The organism is Achromobacter piechaudii NBRC 102461 (assembly GCF_001571245.1).
GTDB lineage: Bacteria > Pseudomonadota > Gammaproteobacteria > Burkholderiales > Burkholderiaceae_B > Achromobacter > Achromobacter piechaudii.
In genome coordinates this window covers 612655-627972 of record NZ_BCTK01000001.1, presented here as the reverse complement: position 1 = coordinate 627972, position 15318 = coordinate 612655, and the positions used below count along the sequence as shown (strand labels likewise).

Here is a 15318-nt window from a genome sequence, read left to right as displayed (position 1 = left end):
GTTGGCGACGACCGGGATGATTTTATCTGCCTAGGCAGTTAAAACGCAAGCCTGACGTTTTGTTGATGCTGGTTGTGGGGAGCGACGCATCCGTCCGCAAAGCGCTTCAAGGCAGGTTTTCCCGAAAGATGACCTGACTGCGAGCCAGCTCCACGCCGTTCATGGGACTGCGCTTGTCGCGCAGGTTGCTGAAAATGCGCACGCAGCTCATCAGCGCTTCCATCGGACTTTGCGTGATAACCGCGTCCATGGTGCCGTCGATCAGCAGCGAACGGGTGTCGGGCGTCAGCCCGTGGCCGATGAACACCACCCGATGCTGCTGGCCCGCCTCTTTCAATGCGCGCGCCACGCCGTCGGACGCGCCGCCGATGTTGTAGATGCCGGCCAGGTTGGGATATTGCTCGAGCAATTGCCGCGTCTGCTCGTAATTGCGCTGCGCATCGTCATAGCCTTCGCGCAGGTCGACCACCTGCATCGCCTGGAACTGTTCGGCGTACAGCTGCAAAAAGCCGCTTTCGCGTTCTTCATGCGCGCGGTAGTGGCGCGAGCCGGCAATCAGCGCCACGTGCGCGGCGCGCATGCCGATGAAGCGCGCGATGAGATAACCCGCCGTGCGTCCGGCCGCGCGATTGTCCAGGCCCACGTAGGCGGTACGCGCGCTGTTGGCGAGGTCGGAGATCAGCGTCACCGTGGGCACGCCCTGCTGCGCCAGCGTGTTCACGGCCTCGCGCACCACCGGATGCTCCAGCGCCATGAAGGCAATGCCATCGGCGCGCTTGCCATGCTTGAGCAGCGCCTGGGCCAGCGCATCGGGGTTGAAGCTTTCGACGGTCTCGATCTGGCACTTGGCGTTCAGCGGCGCGAAGTGTTCGTGCGCGTAGCTGACCGTGTCGCCCAGCATCCGCAAGTAGCGGTTGCTGCCGCGCGGCAGCAGGAACACCAGCCGCATCGGCTCGGCCGGCGCGGCCGCCAGTTCCTGTTCGGGCAGATAGTCCAGTTCGATGGCGGCCTTGAACACTTTCTGGGCCGTGTTGGCGCGCACGCCGGGCCGTCGGTTCAGCACGCGGTCGGCGGTGGCGGTGGACACGCCGGCGCGCGCGGCCACATCGGCCAGGCGGGCAAGCTTGCGGTCGGGAGAGGTTCTATTCACATCAAAAACCATCATGAATAAGGTTTGACGATGATAGCTTCAATTCACTATTGTCCATTCTGCCGCATGGTTATGGCGCTTTTGTGGCACATCAAAAAACATCATAAATACGATTTTGGAGACAACCATGAAGCTGCTGACACGCCGCAGTGCCCTGCGCCGCCTTTGCGCGGTTCCCGCCGTTGCCCTGGCCGGTGGATTCCCGCTGATCGCCCGCGCGGCCGACTACACGCTCAAGTACGGCAACAACCTGCCGGTCACGCATCCGCTGAACGTGCGCGCGCAAGAAGCCGCCGATCGCATCCTGAAGGAAAGCAACGGCCGCGTCGACATCAAGATTTTCCCCAACAACCAGTTGGGCGGCGATACCGACATGCTGGCGCAGGTGCGCTCGGGCGGCATCGACTTCTTCACGCCGTCGGCGCTGGTGATCGCCACGCTGGTGCCGGTGGCCGCCATCAACGCGGTCGGTTTCGCGTTCAAGGACTACAACCAGGTCTGGGGCGCCATGGACGGCGCGCTGGGCGCGCACGTGCGCGCCGCCATCGCGCAGCGCAAGCTCTACGCCTTTGAAAAGATGTGGGACAACGGCTTTCGCCAGACCACCAGCAGCAAGGCGCCCGTGTCGACCGCCGCCGATATGGACGGCCTGAAAATCCGCGTGCCGGTCAGCTCACTGCCGATCTCGATGTTCAAGGGCCTGGGCGCCGCGCCCGCCAGCTTGCAGTTCAGCGAGGTGTACTCGTCGCTCCAGACCAAGGTCGTGGACGCGCAGGAAAATCCGCTGCCGATCATCCAGGTGGCCAAGCTTTACGAAGTGCAGAAGTACTGCTCGCTGACCAACCACATCTGGGACGGCTACTGGTTCATCGCCAACGGCCGCATGTGGGAAGGCCTGCCAGAAGACCTCAAGACGATCGTGGCCCGTGGCATCAACGAAGCCGGCCTGGCGCAGCGCGAAGACATCAAGAAGCTGAACGCCTCGGTGCAGTCCGATCTGGAATCCAAGGGCTTGAAGTTCAACCAGCCCGCGCCCGACAGCTTCCGCGAGGCGCTGCGCACCGCCGGCTTCTACAAGGAATGGCAGGGCCGCTTCGGCAACGAAGCGTGGTCGCTGCTGGAACAAAGCGTCGGCAAGCTGGCCTGAGGTCTGCCCATGTCTTCCTTGTCCGCCCCCCACGCCGCCGCCCCCGTGCTGCCGGCCAATCCCCTGCGGCGCGCCGCCAACGCGCTGGACAGCGTGCTGGGCGGCGTGGTCGAGCACATCGCGGCCGCCATCGTGCTGATCGAGATCTGCGTGCTGTTTGCCGGCGTCGTGGCGCGCTACGCGCTGCACAGCCCGCTGGTCTGGTCCGACGAACTGGCGTCCATCCTGTTCCTGTGGCTGTCGATGCTGGGCGCGGTCGTCGCGCTGCGGCGCGGCGAGCACATGCGCATGACGGCGCTGGTCAACAACGTCAGCCCGGCGCGGCGCGCGCAGCTTGAGACCGCCGCGCTGGCCGCCTCGCTGGCCTTCCTGGTGCTGATCCTGGCGCCCGCGATCGAATACGCGCACGAAGAACACTTCATCACCACGCCCGCGCTGGAACTGTCCAACGCATGGCGTGCCGCCGCCATCCCCGTGGGCATGGCGCTGATGGCGGTGGTGGCGTTGCTGCGCCTGTTGCGCACGCAACCCCTGCGCAATGTGTTGATGGCCCTGGCCGGCGTAGCCGTGGTGGTCGCGCTGTTCTGGCTGGCGCAGCCCATGTTCAAGGGGCTGGGCAAGCTGAACCTGGTGATCTTCTTCGTGGGCATTGTGGCCGCCACCGTGTTCTCGGGCGTGCCGATTGCGTTCTCGTTCGCGCTGGCGACCTTCTCGTATCTGGCGCTGACGACCAACACGCCCATGGAAGTCATGGTGGGCCGGCTCGACGAAGGCATGTCGCATTTGATGCTGTTGGCCGTGCCGCTGTTCATCTTCCTGGGTTCGCTCATCGAGATGACCGGCATGGCGCGCGCCATGATCCAGTTCCTGGCCAGCTTGCTGGGCCACGTGCGCGGCGGCTTGTCCTATGTGCTGATCGGCGCCATGTATCTGGTGTCGGGCATCTCCGGGTCCAAGATCGCCGACATGGCGGCCATCGCGCCCGTGCTGTTTCCTGAAATGCGCAAGCGCGGCGCCAAACCGGGCGATCTGGTCGCCCTGCTGTCCGCTACCGGCGCGCAGACCGAAACCATACCGCCGTCCATCGTGCTGATCACCATCGGTTCGGTCACGGGCGTGTCGATCGCGGCGCTGTTCACGGGCGGCCTGCTGCCCGCCGTGGTGCTGGGCCTGGCGCTGTGTTCGGTGGTCTGGTGGCGCTATCGCCGCGAAGACCTCAGCCTGGTGCAACGTTTCAGCTTTAAAGAGATTGGCCGATTTTTCGTGATCGCCCTGCCCGCCGTGGCCCTGCCCTTCGTCATCCGCGCGGCCGTGGTCGAAGGCGTGGCGACCGCCACTGAAGTGTCGACCATCGGCATCGTGTATTCGGCCTTGATCGGCCTCGTGATCTACCGCCGCTTCGACTGGGCGCGCCTGCGTCCCATGCTGATCGAAACCGCGTCCCTGTCCGGCGCCATCATGCTGATCGTCGGCTGCGCCACGGCCATGGCCTGGGCGCTGACGCAGTCGGGCTTCTCGGGCGATCTGGCGCGCCTCATGGCCGGCATGCCCGGTGGCAGCTACGGCTTCCTGGCGGTGTCCATCGTGGCCTTCATCATCCTGGGCAGCGTGCTGGAAGGCATTCCCGCCATCGTGCTGTTCGGCCCGCTGCTGTTTCCAATTGCGGTGCAGGCCGGCGTGCACGAAGTGCATTACGCGATGGTCGTCATCTTCGCCATGGGCATCGGCCTGTTCGCGCCGCCCTTCGGCGTGGGCTACTACGGCGCCTGCGCCATCAGCCGGGTTGATCCCAATGAGGGCATCGGTCCCATCTGGGGTTACGTCGCGGCGCTGCTGATCGGCCTGATCGTGGTGGCGGCCTTCCCCTGGTTCTCGATCGGTTTCCTGTGACCCGATGCGGTTCGACGGCAACCCGCCTCGGACCGCACCCCCTCCCGTCTTTCTGACCCATCTTTATAAAGATCCATCATGAGTCGTTTCCTGGGCGAAATCCGCCAACTCGGTTATGTGGTGCACGACATCGAAGCCGCCATGGACTACTGGAGCACCACGCTGGGCGTGGGCCCCTGGTACTACAACCCGCGCGTGCCGATCGTGAACTATAAGTACGACGGCGTCAGCCACGAACCGCACAACTCGGTTGCGCTGGCCAACTCCGGCTTCGTGCAGGTTGAACTGATCCAGACGCGCAACGACGTGCCCTCCATGTACCGCGACTTCCTGCAAGCCGGCCGCACCGGCCTGCAACACGTGGCCTACTGGACCGAAAGCTACGACGCCGATCTGGAGCGCCTGCTGGCCCAGGGCTTCAAGCCCAAGATGAGCGGCGAAGTCGGCGAAAAGGGTCGCTTCATTTATTTCGACACCGAATACCACCCGGGCACGGTCATCGAACTGTCGGAAGTGGCTGGTCCCAAGGGCCGTCTGTTCGACCTGATCCGCGAAAGCGCCAACGGCTGGGACGGCAAAGAGCCGGTGCGCCCCTTCCCGGATCTGTCCCGCCTCTGAGCCGGTCTCTGAGCTGGTCTCTGAGCCAGTCTCTGCGCCTGCCTCTGAGCCCGCCGCGCCCTGGCCGCAGCCCTGACACCCTATCGCCCTGATTTCTCAATCGCCATGAATTCCCAATTGTTTACCGCGACCTACCTGATCGAAACACCGATGGACCCCGCACGGGTCGCCGAGGTCATGGCGGGCGAGCAGTCGTGTGGCACCTTCACCCGCGTGCAGGGCGAAACCGACGAACTGCGCGCCCGGGCGCGCGCCCGCATCGAAGCCATCGACCTGCTGGACACCACCGACACGCCCAGCCTGCCCAACGCCTGGCTGGCGCGCCAGCCGGGCGGCATGCCGGGCAAGTACCAGCGCGCCCGCATACGCATTGCCTTTCCCGTGGCCAACGTCGGCGCCAACCTGCCCACGCTGGCCGCAACCGTCGGCGGCAATCTGTACGACCTGGGCGAAGTCACCGGCCTGCGCCTGGAAAGCATGGAGCTGCCCGCCAACTACCGCGCGCAATTCGACATGCCGCAGGTGGGCATCAACGGCACGCGGCAGCTGACCGGCGTGACGCAAGGGCCGCTGGTGGGCACCATCATCAAGCCCAATGTCGGCCTGTCGCCCGAGCAGACCGCGCATCTGGTGGCGCAGCTGTGCGCGGCGGGCGTGGACTTCATCAAGGACGATGAGGTCTGCGCCAACCCCGCCCACGCACCCTTGGCCCAACGCGTCGCCGCCGTGATGGCAGTGGTGCGCGCCCACCGCGAACGCACGGGCCGCCAGGTGATGGTGGCGTTCAACATCAGCGACGAAACCGACGCCATGCGCCGGCATGCGGACCTGATCGAACGCGAGGGCGGCAGCTGCGTCATGGCAAGCCTGAACTGGTGCGGGTTCTCCGCCATCCAGACCCTGCGCCGCAGCACGCCGCTGGCCCTGCACGGCCATCGCAACGGCTACGGCGCCTTGTCTCGCGCGCCGTTGCTGGGTATGGGTTTCCAGGCCTATCAGACGCTGTGGCGGCTGGCCGGCGTGGACCATATGCACGTGCACGGCCTGCAAGGCAAATTCGCTCAGGAAGACAGCGAGGTTGTCGAGTCCGCGCGCGACTGCCTGGCGTCGCTGACCCCAGGCATCGACGACGCCGTCATGCCGGCTTTCTCGTCCGGCCAATGGGCCGGCACCGTGCCCGCAACGTGGGCGGCGGTGCGCACGGACGATCTGATGTTCATGTCGGGGGGTGGCATCCTGGCCCACCCGGATGGCCCGGCAGCTGGCGTGCAGAGCATTCGGCAAGCGTGGCAGGCCGTGCGCGAGGGGGACGCGCTGGAGGACTTTGCGCGTAATGCGCCGGAGTTGAAGCGCGCGCTGGAGTTTTTTGGCGGCCGGGCATGACTGGGGCTGGGGACCTTGATGATGCGTCGAGCGTAGCCGGCGCGTCGAGGGTGACTGATGCGTCGGGCGTGGCCGATGCGTCGAGGGCGATCCATGCGTCTGGCGCGACGGACGCGTCGAGGGTGACCGGTGCGTCGGGCAAGACCGATGCCGCAAGCGAGACCGATCCGTCACGCCAGGCCGATCACGCAAGCAGGGCCGATCCCTCGCGCAAGACCGATGCGGCAAGCACGGCGGCCGGCTCAAACGGGCCGCGCGTCTGCTGGTACGGCGACGACTTCACCGGCGCCACTGACACGCTGGCCGAAGTCGCCCGCGCCGGATTACGCAGCCTGCTTTTCCTGGGCGTGCCCACGCCCGAACAACTGCGCCGCGCCGGTCCGCTGGACGCCATTGGCATCGCGGGCGCCGCGCGCGCGATGTCCCCCGACGACATGCAGGTAGAGCTGCGCGCCGTCGGACGATTCATGGCCGGCACCGGCGCGCGCGTGCTGCACTACAAATGCTGTTCCACTTTCGACAGCGCGCCCCACGTCGGCAGCATCGGCGTCGCCGTCCGCGAACTGCGCCGCCACGTACCGAACCGGCTGGTGCCGATCGTGGGCGGGCAGCCCAGCATCGGACGCTATTGCAGCTTTGCGCAGCTGTTCGCGCGCGCGGGTGCTGCGCCGGAAATCCATCGCATAGACCGGCATCCCGTGATGAGCCAGCACCCGGTCACGCCGATGCATGAAGCCGACTTGCGCAAACACTTGGCGGCGCAGGGACTGGAAGGGATTCAATCGATACCGCACATCGGGTATCCGCGTCTGCGCAGCGCCGACGATGTCGCCGCCGTGGATGGCTGGATCGATGACTTGATCCGAAACCATGACGGCCCCGTGTTGTTCGACCTGACCGACGATGAGCAACTGGCCGTGATCGGCAGATTGATCTGGCGCGCAGGCGCGCGCGCGCCGTTGTTGACGGTAGGCCCAAGCAGCGTGCAGCAGGCGCTGGCCCGCGCGGCAGAGTTCGAGCGCGGCGGTGTTGTGGCTGGGCGCGAGTCCGCCGAGTCCGCCGAGTCCGCCGAGTCCGCAGGCAGCGTGACTTCCCTGCCCGCCGCGACCGGCCCCGTGCTGGTCATGGCCGGCAGTTTGTCGCCTGTCACTGCCCGGCAGATTGCCGCCAGCACGCGCTACACGCATCAGCCGCTGCAAGTGCAAGCACTGCTGGAATCGCCCGCCTACGTGGCCGAGCAAGTGCGCTTGGCGGCCAACGCGCTGGCGCAAGGTCGCAACGTGCTGGTCCACACCGACCGCCCCGAGCAAGCCGTCACGTCCGATCAAGCCGCCGCCACCGCCCGCGCCACCGCGCAACTGGCGGCGGCCATCATCGCCGCCAGCGCGCAGGCGGGCACCCGGCTTGCGCGGGTCGGTATCGCGGGCGGCGATACATCGAGCCAGGCGACGTTGGCGCTGGGCCTTTGGGGCCTGGCGTTCCGATGCGTGCTGGCGCCCGGTGTCACCGTCAGCGTGGCCCGCAGCGACAATCCCGTGGTCGATGGCATGGAACTGATGCTCAAGGGCGGCCAGATGGGCGGGGATGATCTGTTCGATCGCTTGGTGGTGGGCGCGCAGTAAACGAGCGGCGCGCGGCAATCGGGTAGCGGCTGGGCGCAGCCGTGGTTCTGATTTGACCAACTTGCCGCAGGGCTTGTCCATCGCGCCTAACCCGCCCGTCGCGTCCTCTCTTGCCGTGTCGCGTCCTGTCGCGTCCTATCCCGCCCGTCGCGTCGCGTCCCGTCCGGCCCCACCCCCTCGCGTCCTTCCCGCTCTGTTGCGTCCTGTCCCGCACCGTCGCGTCCCATCCATCCAGCCCATCCAGCCCATCCCCCCCATCCCCTCCTATCCCGTCTGCTCCCGTCCTCCCCCTCTTATCGCCCATGCCAATACCGTGCGCCCACCTCCCGCTGCGACCACACCCGCAGTGCGCGCGCGCGGGATTCCGCCATGACCGCGCCATCTCGATCGCTGCGCCAGAACACCGCACCCGCACTTATCCAGCGCCGTTCCACTACAGGCGCAGGATGACGGAAGCGGTTCAGATAGCCCGCCTGGGCTATCGCATGCGTCGCTTGCAACGCGCGCACCCAATCGCGACCGGATGAGGACGCGGAACCGTGGTGCGGCGCCAGCACCACGTCAACCCGCTCCAAGCCACGCGCCATCAGTTCGCGTTCCTGCGCAACGCCGATATCGCCAGTCAGCAACAGCGCATGGCTGGCGCCCTGTACGTGCAACACGCAACTGTCGGCGTTCTTGTCCGAGGGCGCGCCGCTGCCGCCATCGGCGGGATGCAGGAACGTGAACCGCACGCCATCCACCTCCCAGCCGTCACCGCGCCCGCAACGCGCCATCCGTTGCGGCAGCGTGGGCGTGGCATCGGACTCCGCCTGCCCCGCCGCCGGCCACACACGAGCATCGCGCCGGACAAACGCCGCCACATCGAACGACGCATAACTCAGCCGCACCGGCACCGCCGCCAGCACGGCGCGCGCGCCGCCCACGTGGTCCTGGTCGGCGTGCGACAGCACCAGCACATCCAGCGCGAAGATGCTGCGCGTTTGCAGGAACGGGGCCACGACCCGCTCGCCCGCATCACTGCCGCCGTAATGACGCGGCCCGGCGTCGAACAGCAGCACCTGGCTGGCGGTCTCGACCACGATGGCGCTGCCCTGCCCCACGTCCAGCGCGCTCATGCGCCAATGTCCCAGTTCGGGTTTGTCGGGTCGCCAACACAAGAGCGGCAGCATGCACACCCACCCCATGTGCCGCGCCGGCCATCCACGCGTCTGCAAGGCCCAGACCATGCCCGCCACGGCCAGCCACAACCACGGCCACGGCGCGGCCGCCACCGCAAAGCTGGCCCAGTCCGCGTTGCCCACCCAAGCCACTGGAACCATCGTGGCGTCAAACGCCGCCAACCCCACTTGCGCCGCCCAAGCCGCCGCCGCTTCCGAGCCCGGCAACACCGACAGCGCCGCGCACAACAATGCCAAGGGCGTCACCACGAACGTCACCGACGGTATCGCCACCGCATTGGCCAGCGGCGACCCCACCGACACCTGATGCACCAGAAACGCCAGCAACGGCGTCAGCCCCAAGGTCACCATCAACTGCAAGCGCGTCGCCTGCGCGAGCCGGTTAGCCCATCGCCTGCGCCACCCCGCCTCGGCATCGAAGGGCAGGTCGGCAATGCGCAGCAATATCGCCACCGCCCCGAACGACAGCCAGAACCCCGCCGACAGCGGCGCCCAAGGGTCCAAGGCCACCACGCCCGCCCCCGCGCACGCCAACACCCTGCCCCCCGTCAACGGCAGCCGCGACATCGCGGCCGCCAGCACCACCGACAGCATGAAGAACGTGCGCCGCGCCGGCACGCCCCAACCCGCCAGCAGGCAATACAGCAAGGCCACCACCGCAGCCGCCGCCCCGCCTGCCACACGCGAGGGCAGGAATTCCGGCAAGCCCACCCCGCGCCAACGCGCGCGCCGCCAGGCCGCCGCCACCAGCACGCCCGCTATGCCCGCGATGGACGTCACGTGCATGCCGCTGATCGAGACCAGATGCGTAATGCCGCTGCGGTTGAAGATGCGCCAATCATCGCGCGCCACGCCCGCTTGGTCCCCAATCGCCAACGCAATCAACACTGGCACATAGCGGTGGTCCCCCAGGGCCTTACGCATCCCCGTGCGCACATGGTGGCGCGCCCTTTCAATGAGCACACCCGCCGACGCCCACGGCCGGTCATCCAGCAACTGCGGCCTGCCGCGCACCGTGCCCACGGCCCGCAACCCGCGCGCGAACATGCGCGCTTCGGCATCCGGCCCGGCGGGGTTCAGTACGCCGTGAGGCCGCCGCAACACCAACGCCATCCGCCAGATCTGGCCAGGCAGCAACGCAGGCAGGCTCTGGGCCGCACCGGGCGGCGCTTGCCACGTGACCTGGATGCGAGACGGAATGCCGGGACGCGCGGGCTCGGCCAGTTCGGCGACGAAGCGATGATGCCGCTCGTCTCCGTCGGGCAGCTCGGCAACGCGCAGGATCAGGCGCGAGACCTGATCCTGATGCAAGTCCACCAGCGCATCGTCAAGCCGTAGATGCGCTTGCAAGCAGGCATTGAGGATGCCCGCGCAAAGACCCAGCATCAGGGCGCAGAGGATGCGACAACAGCCCCCTTCGCTTCGCATCCAGCCCGCCCCCGCCGCTACGCCGGCAATGGCTATCCCCACCAAACCCAACGTGCCCGGCAACACCGCATAGCACTGCACCCACGCCGCGCCAGCCACGAACGCCAGGCAAAAAGAACGACCGGTGATGTCCCTCTCCCAAAACCATGAGCGTAGGACGAGCGAGCCGTCAGCCCATCACCGAGTGAACGCTTTTATCCACCTCGGCTTGCCGCAAGCCGGTCTTGCCGAATCAGCGCATAGCTTTTAATATTAATGCGTTTTATTATCATTCCTAATTTCAAGAGCCGCTTTCCAGCAGCCTTCAACGTGCATTGCGCTGCACCGCCCGGCGCACGCCAAGCCCCTTTCCAGCAGCCTCCCCCCTTTCTTGATGCCGCATCCTCACGCCCCCGCCCTGTTCGCCGGACTCGCTCTGCTTGCCCCTGTTGCCCTTCACGCACAATCCACAGACGTCGTTCAATTGCCGTCCGTCCGCGTCACCGCCGACTCGGAAGCCGACGGCAACTTCAATCCCGTCCAGCCCCCTGCCGTCAACAAATCATCGGTGCCGCTGTCGCAGACCCCGCAGTCGATCACGGTTGTGCCTCGGGCGGTATTGGACAGCCAGCAAGCCCAGTCCCTTGCCGATGCCTTGCACAACGTGCCGGGCGTGGTCGCCAACCAGTTTGGGCGGCGGGGATGGGATGACCTGATCATCCGTGGGCAAGTCGCTTCCGACTCCTTGTTCGTGGACGGCCTGCGTACCGCAGCGTCCAACCGCGTTGCCGAGCAGTTGTACGGCCTGGAACAAGTGGAAGTGCTCAAGGGCCCTGCCTCGTTGCTCTATGGGCTGGTGCTTCCCGGCGGCCTGGTCAATATGGTCAGCAAGCGCCCGCAGCCGGAAGCCTTCGCGAACGTAGAATCCACGATAGGCAGCAACGACTTCTATCAGGGCACGCTGGACATGGGCACGCCTTTGTCGGAGAACGGCAAGGCCGCCTTCCGCCTGAACGCGCTGGCGATGAATTCGCATGACGCCACGGACTACGTGTGGTTCAAGAATCGATGGATCGCACCGTCGCTGTCGCTCGATCTTGGAACGCGCACCGACTTCACGATCCTGACCAGCTATCAGGAACGCCGGTACATCCGGCAGCAAGGCCTGCCCGTCGTGGGGTCCGTGCTTGAAAACCCCAACGGAAGCGTCCCTCGCGATCGCTTTATCGGCGAGCCGGATCAGGACCCCTATCGCGGATTCCAGAGCCGGGTGGGATACGCGCTGACGCATCGTTTCGACAACGGCTGGACGGTCAATCAGAACCTGCGCTGGCAGCAATACACGCTGGACGGCCAACTGGTGGCGGCCGGCACGCTGGCAGCTGGAGGACGCAGCCTGAGGCGTACCTCTACCGACCAACATTTCGATGGCGACACGTTTTCGATGGACACGAATGCGCAGCGCCGCTTCGACACAGCATGGGGCAAGCACGAGATCACGCTGGGCGTCGACTATCTGCGCTCGCGCGAGAACGCGCTGCAAACCAGTTGTTCCGTCGGCGCATTGAACCTGTACGACCCGGTCTACGGAAGCCCGATAGTCTGCCCCGCCCAACCGCGCACCGACAGCGCCAGCACCGTGCGTTCCGTCGGCGTGTATCTGCGCGACCAGATCCAGATCGGCGAACGCTGGCGCCTGATCGCCGGCCTGCGCCGCGATGACGCCGCCAGCTATTCGACGGACAGGCTGACCAGCAACCGGCAGGACAATCCTTCCCAGAAGACGACGGGGTCCGGCGCCGTCATGTACGAGATCGCGCCGGGGGTGCGCCCGTACATCAGCTACGCCACCTCGTTCTATCCCAACCTGGGTACCGACGCCAACGGCCAGGGCTTTGATCCCGAGACGGGCCGCCAATGGGAGGCGGGCGTCAAGTTCGACCTGGATGACGGCAACACCAGTCTGACGGTGGCCGCCTTTGACCTGCGCCGTCGCCAGGTGCTTCAGGCCGATCCGGTGAACGACGGCTACAGCATCGCCGTCGGCGAGCAACGCACGCGCGGCGCCGAGCTGGGCTTTGCTTCCGACCTGGGCGATGGACTGAGCCTGATGGGCGGCTACGCCTACATTGCCGCCGTGGTCACGGACGACGGCGGCCAGGCAACGTCCACGGTAGGAAGCTGGCTGGACAACGTGCCCCGCCACAGCTTCAACGTGACGGCGCGCTACCGCTTGCGCGGCAAGGCGCTAGGCTGGGAACTGAACGGCGGAATGCGCGGCGAAAGCCCTCGCCATGCTTATGGATACGTCATTCCGGGTTATGCCGTGGCCGACGCGGGCATCGCCTATCAAGCGGACCATTGGCGCGCCGCGCTGACCGTGCGCAACCTGTTCGACAAGGATTATTTTGCCGGCGGCCTGCGCAACGCCGTCGCCTTGGGTGACGGCCGCAGCACCATGCTCACGCTGGGATATCGGTATTGATAGCGGGGCCGGGCAGCCGGATTGGCCGCCCTTTAGCGCTACAGGCTCGATCCGCCATCTACCACCATCAAGCACCCGGTGACATAAGCTGCCTCGTCAGAGGCCAGGAACAGCGCCGCATTGGCAATATCCCAGGGGCTGCCCTGGCGCCCCATCGGACACCTTGCGTCGCGGGCCTCATGGCCCTGTTGCGCAGCCTCTGCGCTGGAATACAGCGCATCGGCATGCGGCGTGCGGATCATGCCCGGAATGATGCAATTGCACCGCACCTGGTCCGCCGCATATTGCCGGGCGATGACCCGCGTCATGTGATTGACCGCCGCCTTGGCCGTGCTGTAGGAAAGGAATTGCATCGGGCTCCATTTCAAGCTGGCCGTTGACGAGACATTGATGATGGAGCCGCCACCGCGCGCTTTCATCTGCGGCAGGAAGGCCCGCGCCATCGCCATGGATCCACGCACGTTGACCGTCATGACGCGGTCCCACTCGTCGTCCTGCACCGCCAGCAGATCGCCCTGGATTTCGATGCCGACATTGTTGTGCAGGATATCGATCCCCCCAAAACGCGTTGCCACGTCTTGCGAAGCCCGCTCGATCTGGGCGGAATCCGTGACATCCAGCTCAAGCGCCTGCGCGACGCCGCCTTCCGCCCGAATCCTGTCAACGGTCTCTTGCGCGGCCGCCAAGGACCGGTCAGTGCAGATGACGGTTGCGCCTTCACGCGCGAACCGGATCGCACAGGCTGCGCCATTGCCCACCTGATCGGCGGCGGAAAACGAATTTCTCAATGTACCGGCGCCTGCTACCAGCGCCACTTTCGATGCCAAGCGCATAATCCGCCCCCGCTCAGTCGCGCGTGAACTCGGCGCCGCCCTTCGGGCGGATATAGCGAGGCATGGGCAGCCCAGCCTTCTTGGCTGCCTCGATGATCGAGTCTTCGATGGCGCCCGCATCGCGGATGTTGGCGAACTGGCCGTCGATGAAGTTGATGTTGGCGCCGAACACCACCATGAAGCCTTCGGCCGGCTCCGTGGCGTCCTCGGGCACGGAAAACGTATGGACGGATCCGCCCGGCTCGTACAGATAGCTGCCGGCCTTCTGCACGTCGTCCGGATACTCCAGATAATTCCACTGCCCCTTGGTGGTGTAGAAGTGGACGACGCCGGTATGAAAGTGCGTGGGCAGGCGCGTGCCCGGTGCGAACTTGCCGTACAGCACCCACACGCCGTTCTCCCGATCCAGGAACAACGGAATGATGGACGAGCCTGGCGCAGCGCCTGGCAGCTGCACACCGTCTTCGATGTTGACGGTCAGCAGGCGATCTTGATGGGTGACTGTGTACGGTTGTGTCATGAGGGTTCCTGATGGTTGGTTAGGTCAAGACGGCGCTGCGGGCGCGCACGATTCACGCAATATCAGCTGCGTCTTGATGACGATGCGATCGCCTTGCGCTGGCGCGCTCTGGCGATCAAGTTGCTTTAGGACCAGCTGCGCCGCGCAAGTGCCGACCGCCTCCAGGTCCCAACTGAGCGAGGTGATGGCAGGGCTGAATAGTTGAGACAGATCGGTGTCGCCAATGCTGATCACGCTGATATCGTTGGGAACCGAATCTCCGGTATGGCGCAGGGCCTGAAGCACGCCGGACAGGATTCTGGTGCCCAGGCATACAAACGCCGTGGGGCGATTGGCGTGCGACAGCAGTGACATCGCTTCGGAAAACGCAAACTGCATCGCGGACGGTTCAGCCCGGATCAGCGCGGGATCGAGAACGATGCCGCGCTCTTTGAATGCCTGACGAAAGCCCGCGATACGCTCTTTGCCGGTTCGCAAATCCGTCCCCGGGGTCAGCAGCGCAATCCGGGTGTGGCCCAGGTTCAACAGATACTGGGTCGCCTGCAAGGCCCCCGCCGCATGGTCGACGTGAATGCCGACCGACGATGCGCCGAACTCGCGGTCCAGCGCGACGACGGGCAGTTCTTGCGACAACTTGTCGATCAGGTCGGCGGATTCCTTTTCGCACGGGCCCAGAATCAACGCATCGACTCGGCGGCCACGAAAGATGTCGACTAAGGACGCTTCGCGCCGTCTTTCGTTATGCGTGCTGGCCACCAGCAACGAATAGCCTTTGGCTTGTAGCGCGGTCTCGGTGGCGGTGATGATCCGGGCATAGAGCGGGTTGGCAAGGTCGGACACCAGCAGCCCGATCACGCCGGAGGATTTCGTGCGCAGGCTACGCGCCACGGCGTCCGGCCGATAGTCCAGACTGCGTACCGCCTGCTCGACCGCCGCAATGGCGGCTTCGCTGACTCGGCCCGTCCGGTTGAGCGCGCGCGACGCCGTACCCAGGGAGACCCCGGCCTTCTTGGCAACGTCGCGTATGGTGATGCGGTCTTTCATGATTGAAGTTTTGTCCGTGCCGAAAGTGGCTAACATAC

At 65.8% G+C, this 15318-nt stretch carries 11 protein-coding genes; 6 read left to right on the top strand and 5 right to left on the bottom strand.

Features of this window, described 5'->3' with window-relative positions; all coding sequences use genetic code 11:
- Window positions 1-106: 106 nt before the first annotated feature.
- Window positions 107-1165, bottom strand: coding sequence for a LacI family DNA-binding transcriptional regulator (locus API01S_RS02995; RefSeq protein WP_050730163.1), 1059 nt, complete (start codon window positions 1163-1165; stop codon window positions 107-109).
- Between the two features lie 112 nt (window positions 1166-1277).
- Between API01S_RS02995 and API01S_RS02990 the strand changes: the two genes are divergently transcribed.
- The 5 genes from API01S_RS02990 (at window position 1278) to API01S_RS02970 (ending at window position 7810) form a co-directional block, all read left to right on the top strand.
- Window positions 1278-2297: a TRAP transporter substrate-binding protein gene (locus API01S_RS02990; protein ID WP_050730162.1), complete on the top strand. Its 1020-nt coding sequence runs from the start codon at window positions 1278-1280 to the stop codon at window positions 2295-2297.
- A gap of 9 nt (window positions 2298-2306) precedes the next feature.
- Window positions 2307-4187, top strand: a complete 1881-nt coding sequence (locus API01S_RS02985; RefSeq protein ID WP_006220078.1) for a TRAP transporter large permease — start codon at window positions 2307-2309, stop codon at window positions 4185-4187.
- Window positions 4188-4265: 78 nt separating this feature from the next.
- Complete coding sequence (locus tag API01S_RS02980; RefSeq protein WP_050730161.1) at window positions 4266-4805, top strand: VOC family protein; 540 nt, start codon at window positions 4266-4268, stop codon at window positions 4803-4805.
- 105 nt (window positions 4806-4910) lie between these two features.
- Window positions 4911-6188, top strand: a complete 1278-nt coding sequence (locus API01S_RS02975; RefSeq protein ID WP_061303026.1) for a ribulose-bisphosphate carboxylase large subunit family protein — start codon at window positions 4911-4913, stop codon at window positions 6186-6188.
- Entirely contained in the window at window positions 6185-7810 is a 1626-nt protein-coding gene (locus API01S_RS02970; RefSeq protein WP_061303024.1) for a four-carbon acid sugar kinase family protein, read from the top strand. The genes API01S_RS02975 and API01S_RS02970 overlap by 4 nt, the downstream gene beginning before the upstream one ends.
- 293 nt (window positions 7811-8103) lie before the next feature.
- On the opposite strand, the gene API01S_RS02965 is transcribed toward API01S_RS02970, so the two are convergent.
- Window positions 8104-10527, bottom strand: a complete 2424-nt coding sequence (locus tag API01S_RS02965; protein ID WP_061303021.1) for a DNA internalization-related competence protein ComEC/Rec2 — start codon at window positions 10525-10527, stop codon at window positions 8104-8106.
- 265 nt (window positions 10528-10792) lie between these two features.
- Between API01S_RS02965 and API01S_RS02960 the strand changes: the two genes are divergently transcribed.
- A complete protein-coding gene (locus API01S_RS02960) occupies window positions 10793-12883 on the top strand; it encodes a TonB-dependent siderophore receptor (protein ID WP_061303019.1) in 2091 nt (696 codons plus the stop codon).
- 38 nt (window positions 12884-12921) lie between these two features.
- Here API01S_RS02960 and API01S_RS02955 read toward each other — a convergent pair whose 3' ends face one another.
- The 3 genes from API01S_RS02955 to API01S_RS02945 are packed head-to-tail and all read right to left on the bottom strand — an operon-like array spanning window position 12922 to window position 15280.
- Window positions 12922-13716 carry an SDR family NAD(P)-dependent oxidoreductase gene (locus API01S_RS02955; RefSeq protein WP_061303018.1) on the bottom strand — a complete coding sequence of 265 codons (795 nt, stop codon included), beginning with the start codon at window positions 13714-13716 and terminating at the stop codon, window positions 12922-12924.
- A 13-nt stretch (window positions 13717-13729) separates the two neighbouring features.
- Entirely contained in the window at window positions 13730-14236 is a 507-nt protein-coding gene (locus API01S_RS02950) for a 2,4'-dihydroxyacetophenone dioxygenase family protein (protein ID WP_061303016.1), read from the bottom strand.
- Window positions 14237-14260: 24 nt separating this feature from the next.
- On the bottom strand, window positions 14261-15280 hold the full coding sequence (locus API01S_RS02945; protein WP_039883322.1) for a LacI family DNA-binding transcriptional regulator: 1020 nt from the start codon (window positions 15278-15280) through the stop codon (window positions 14261-14263).
- Between the last annotated feature and the right edge of the window lie 38 nt (window positions 15281-15318).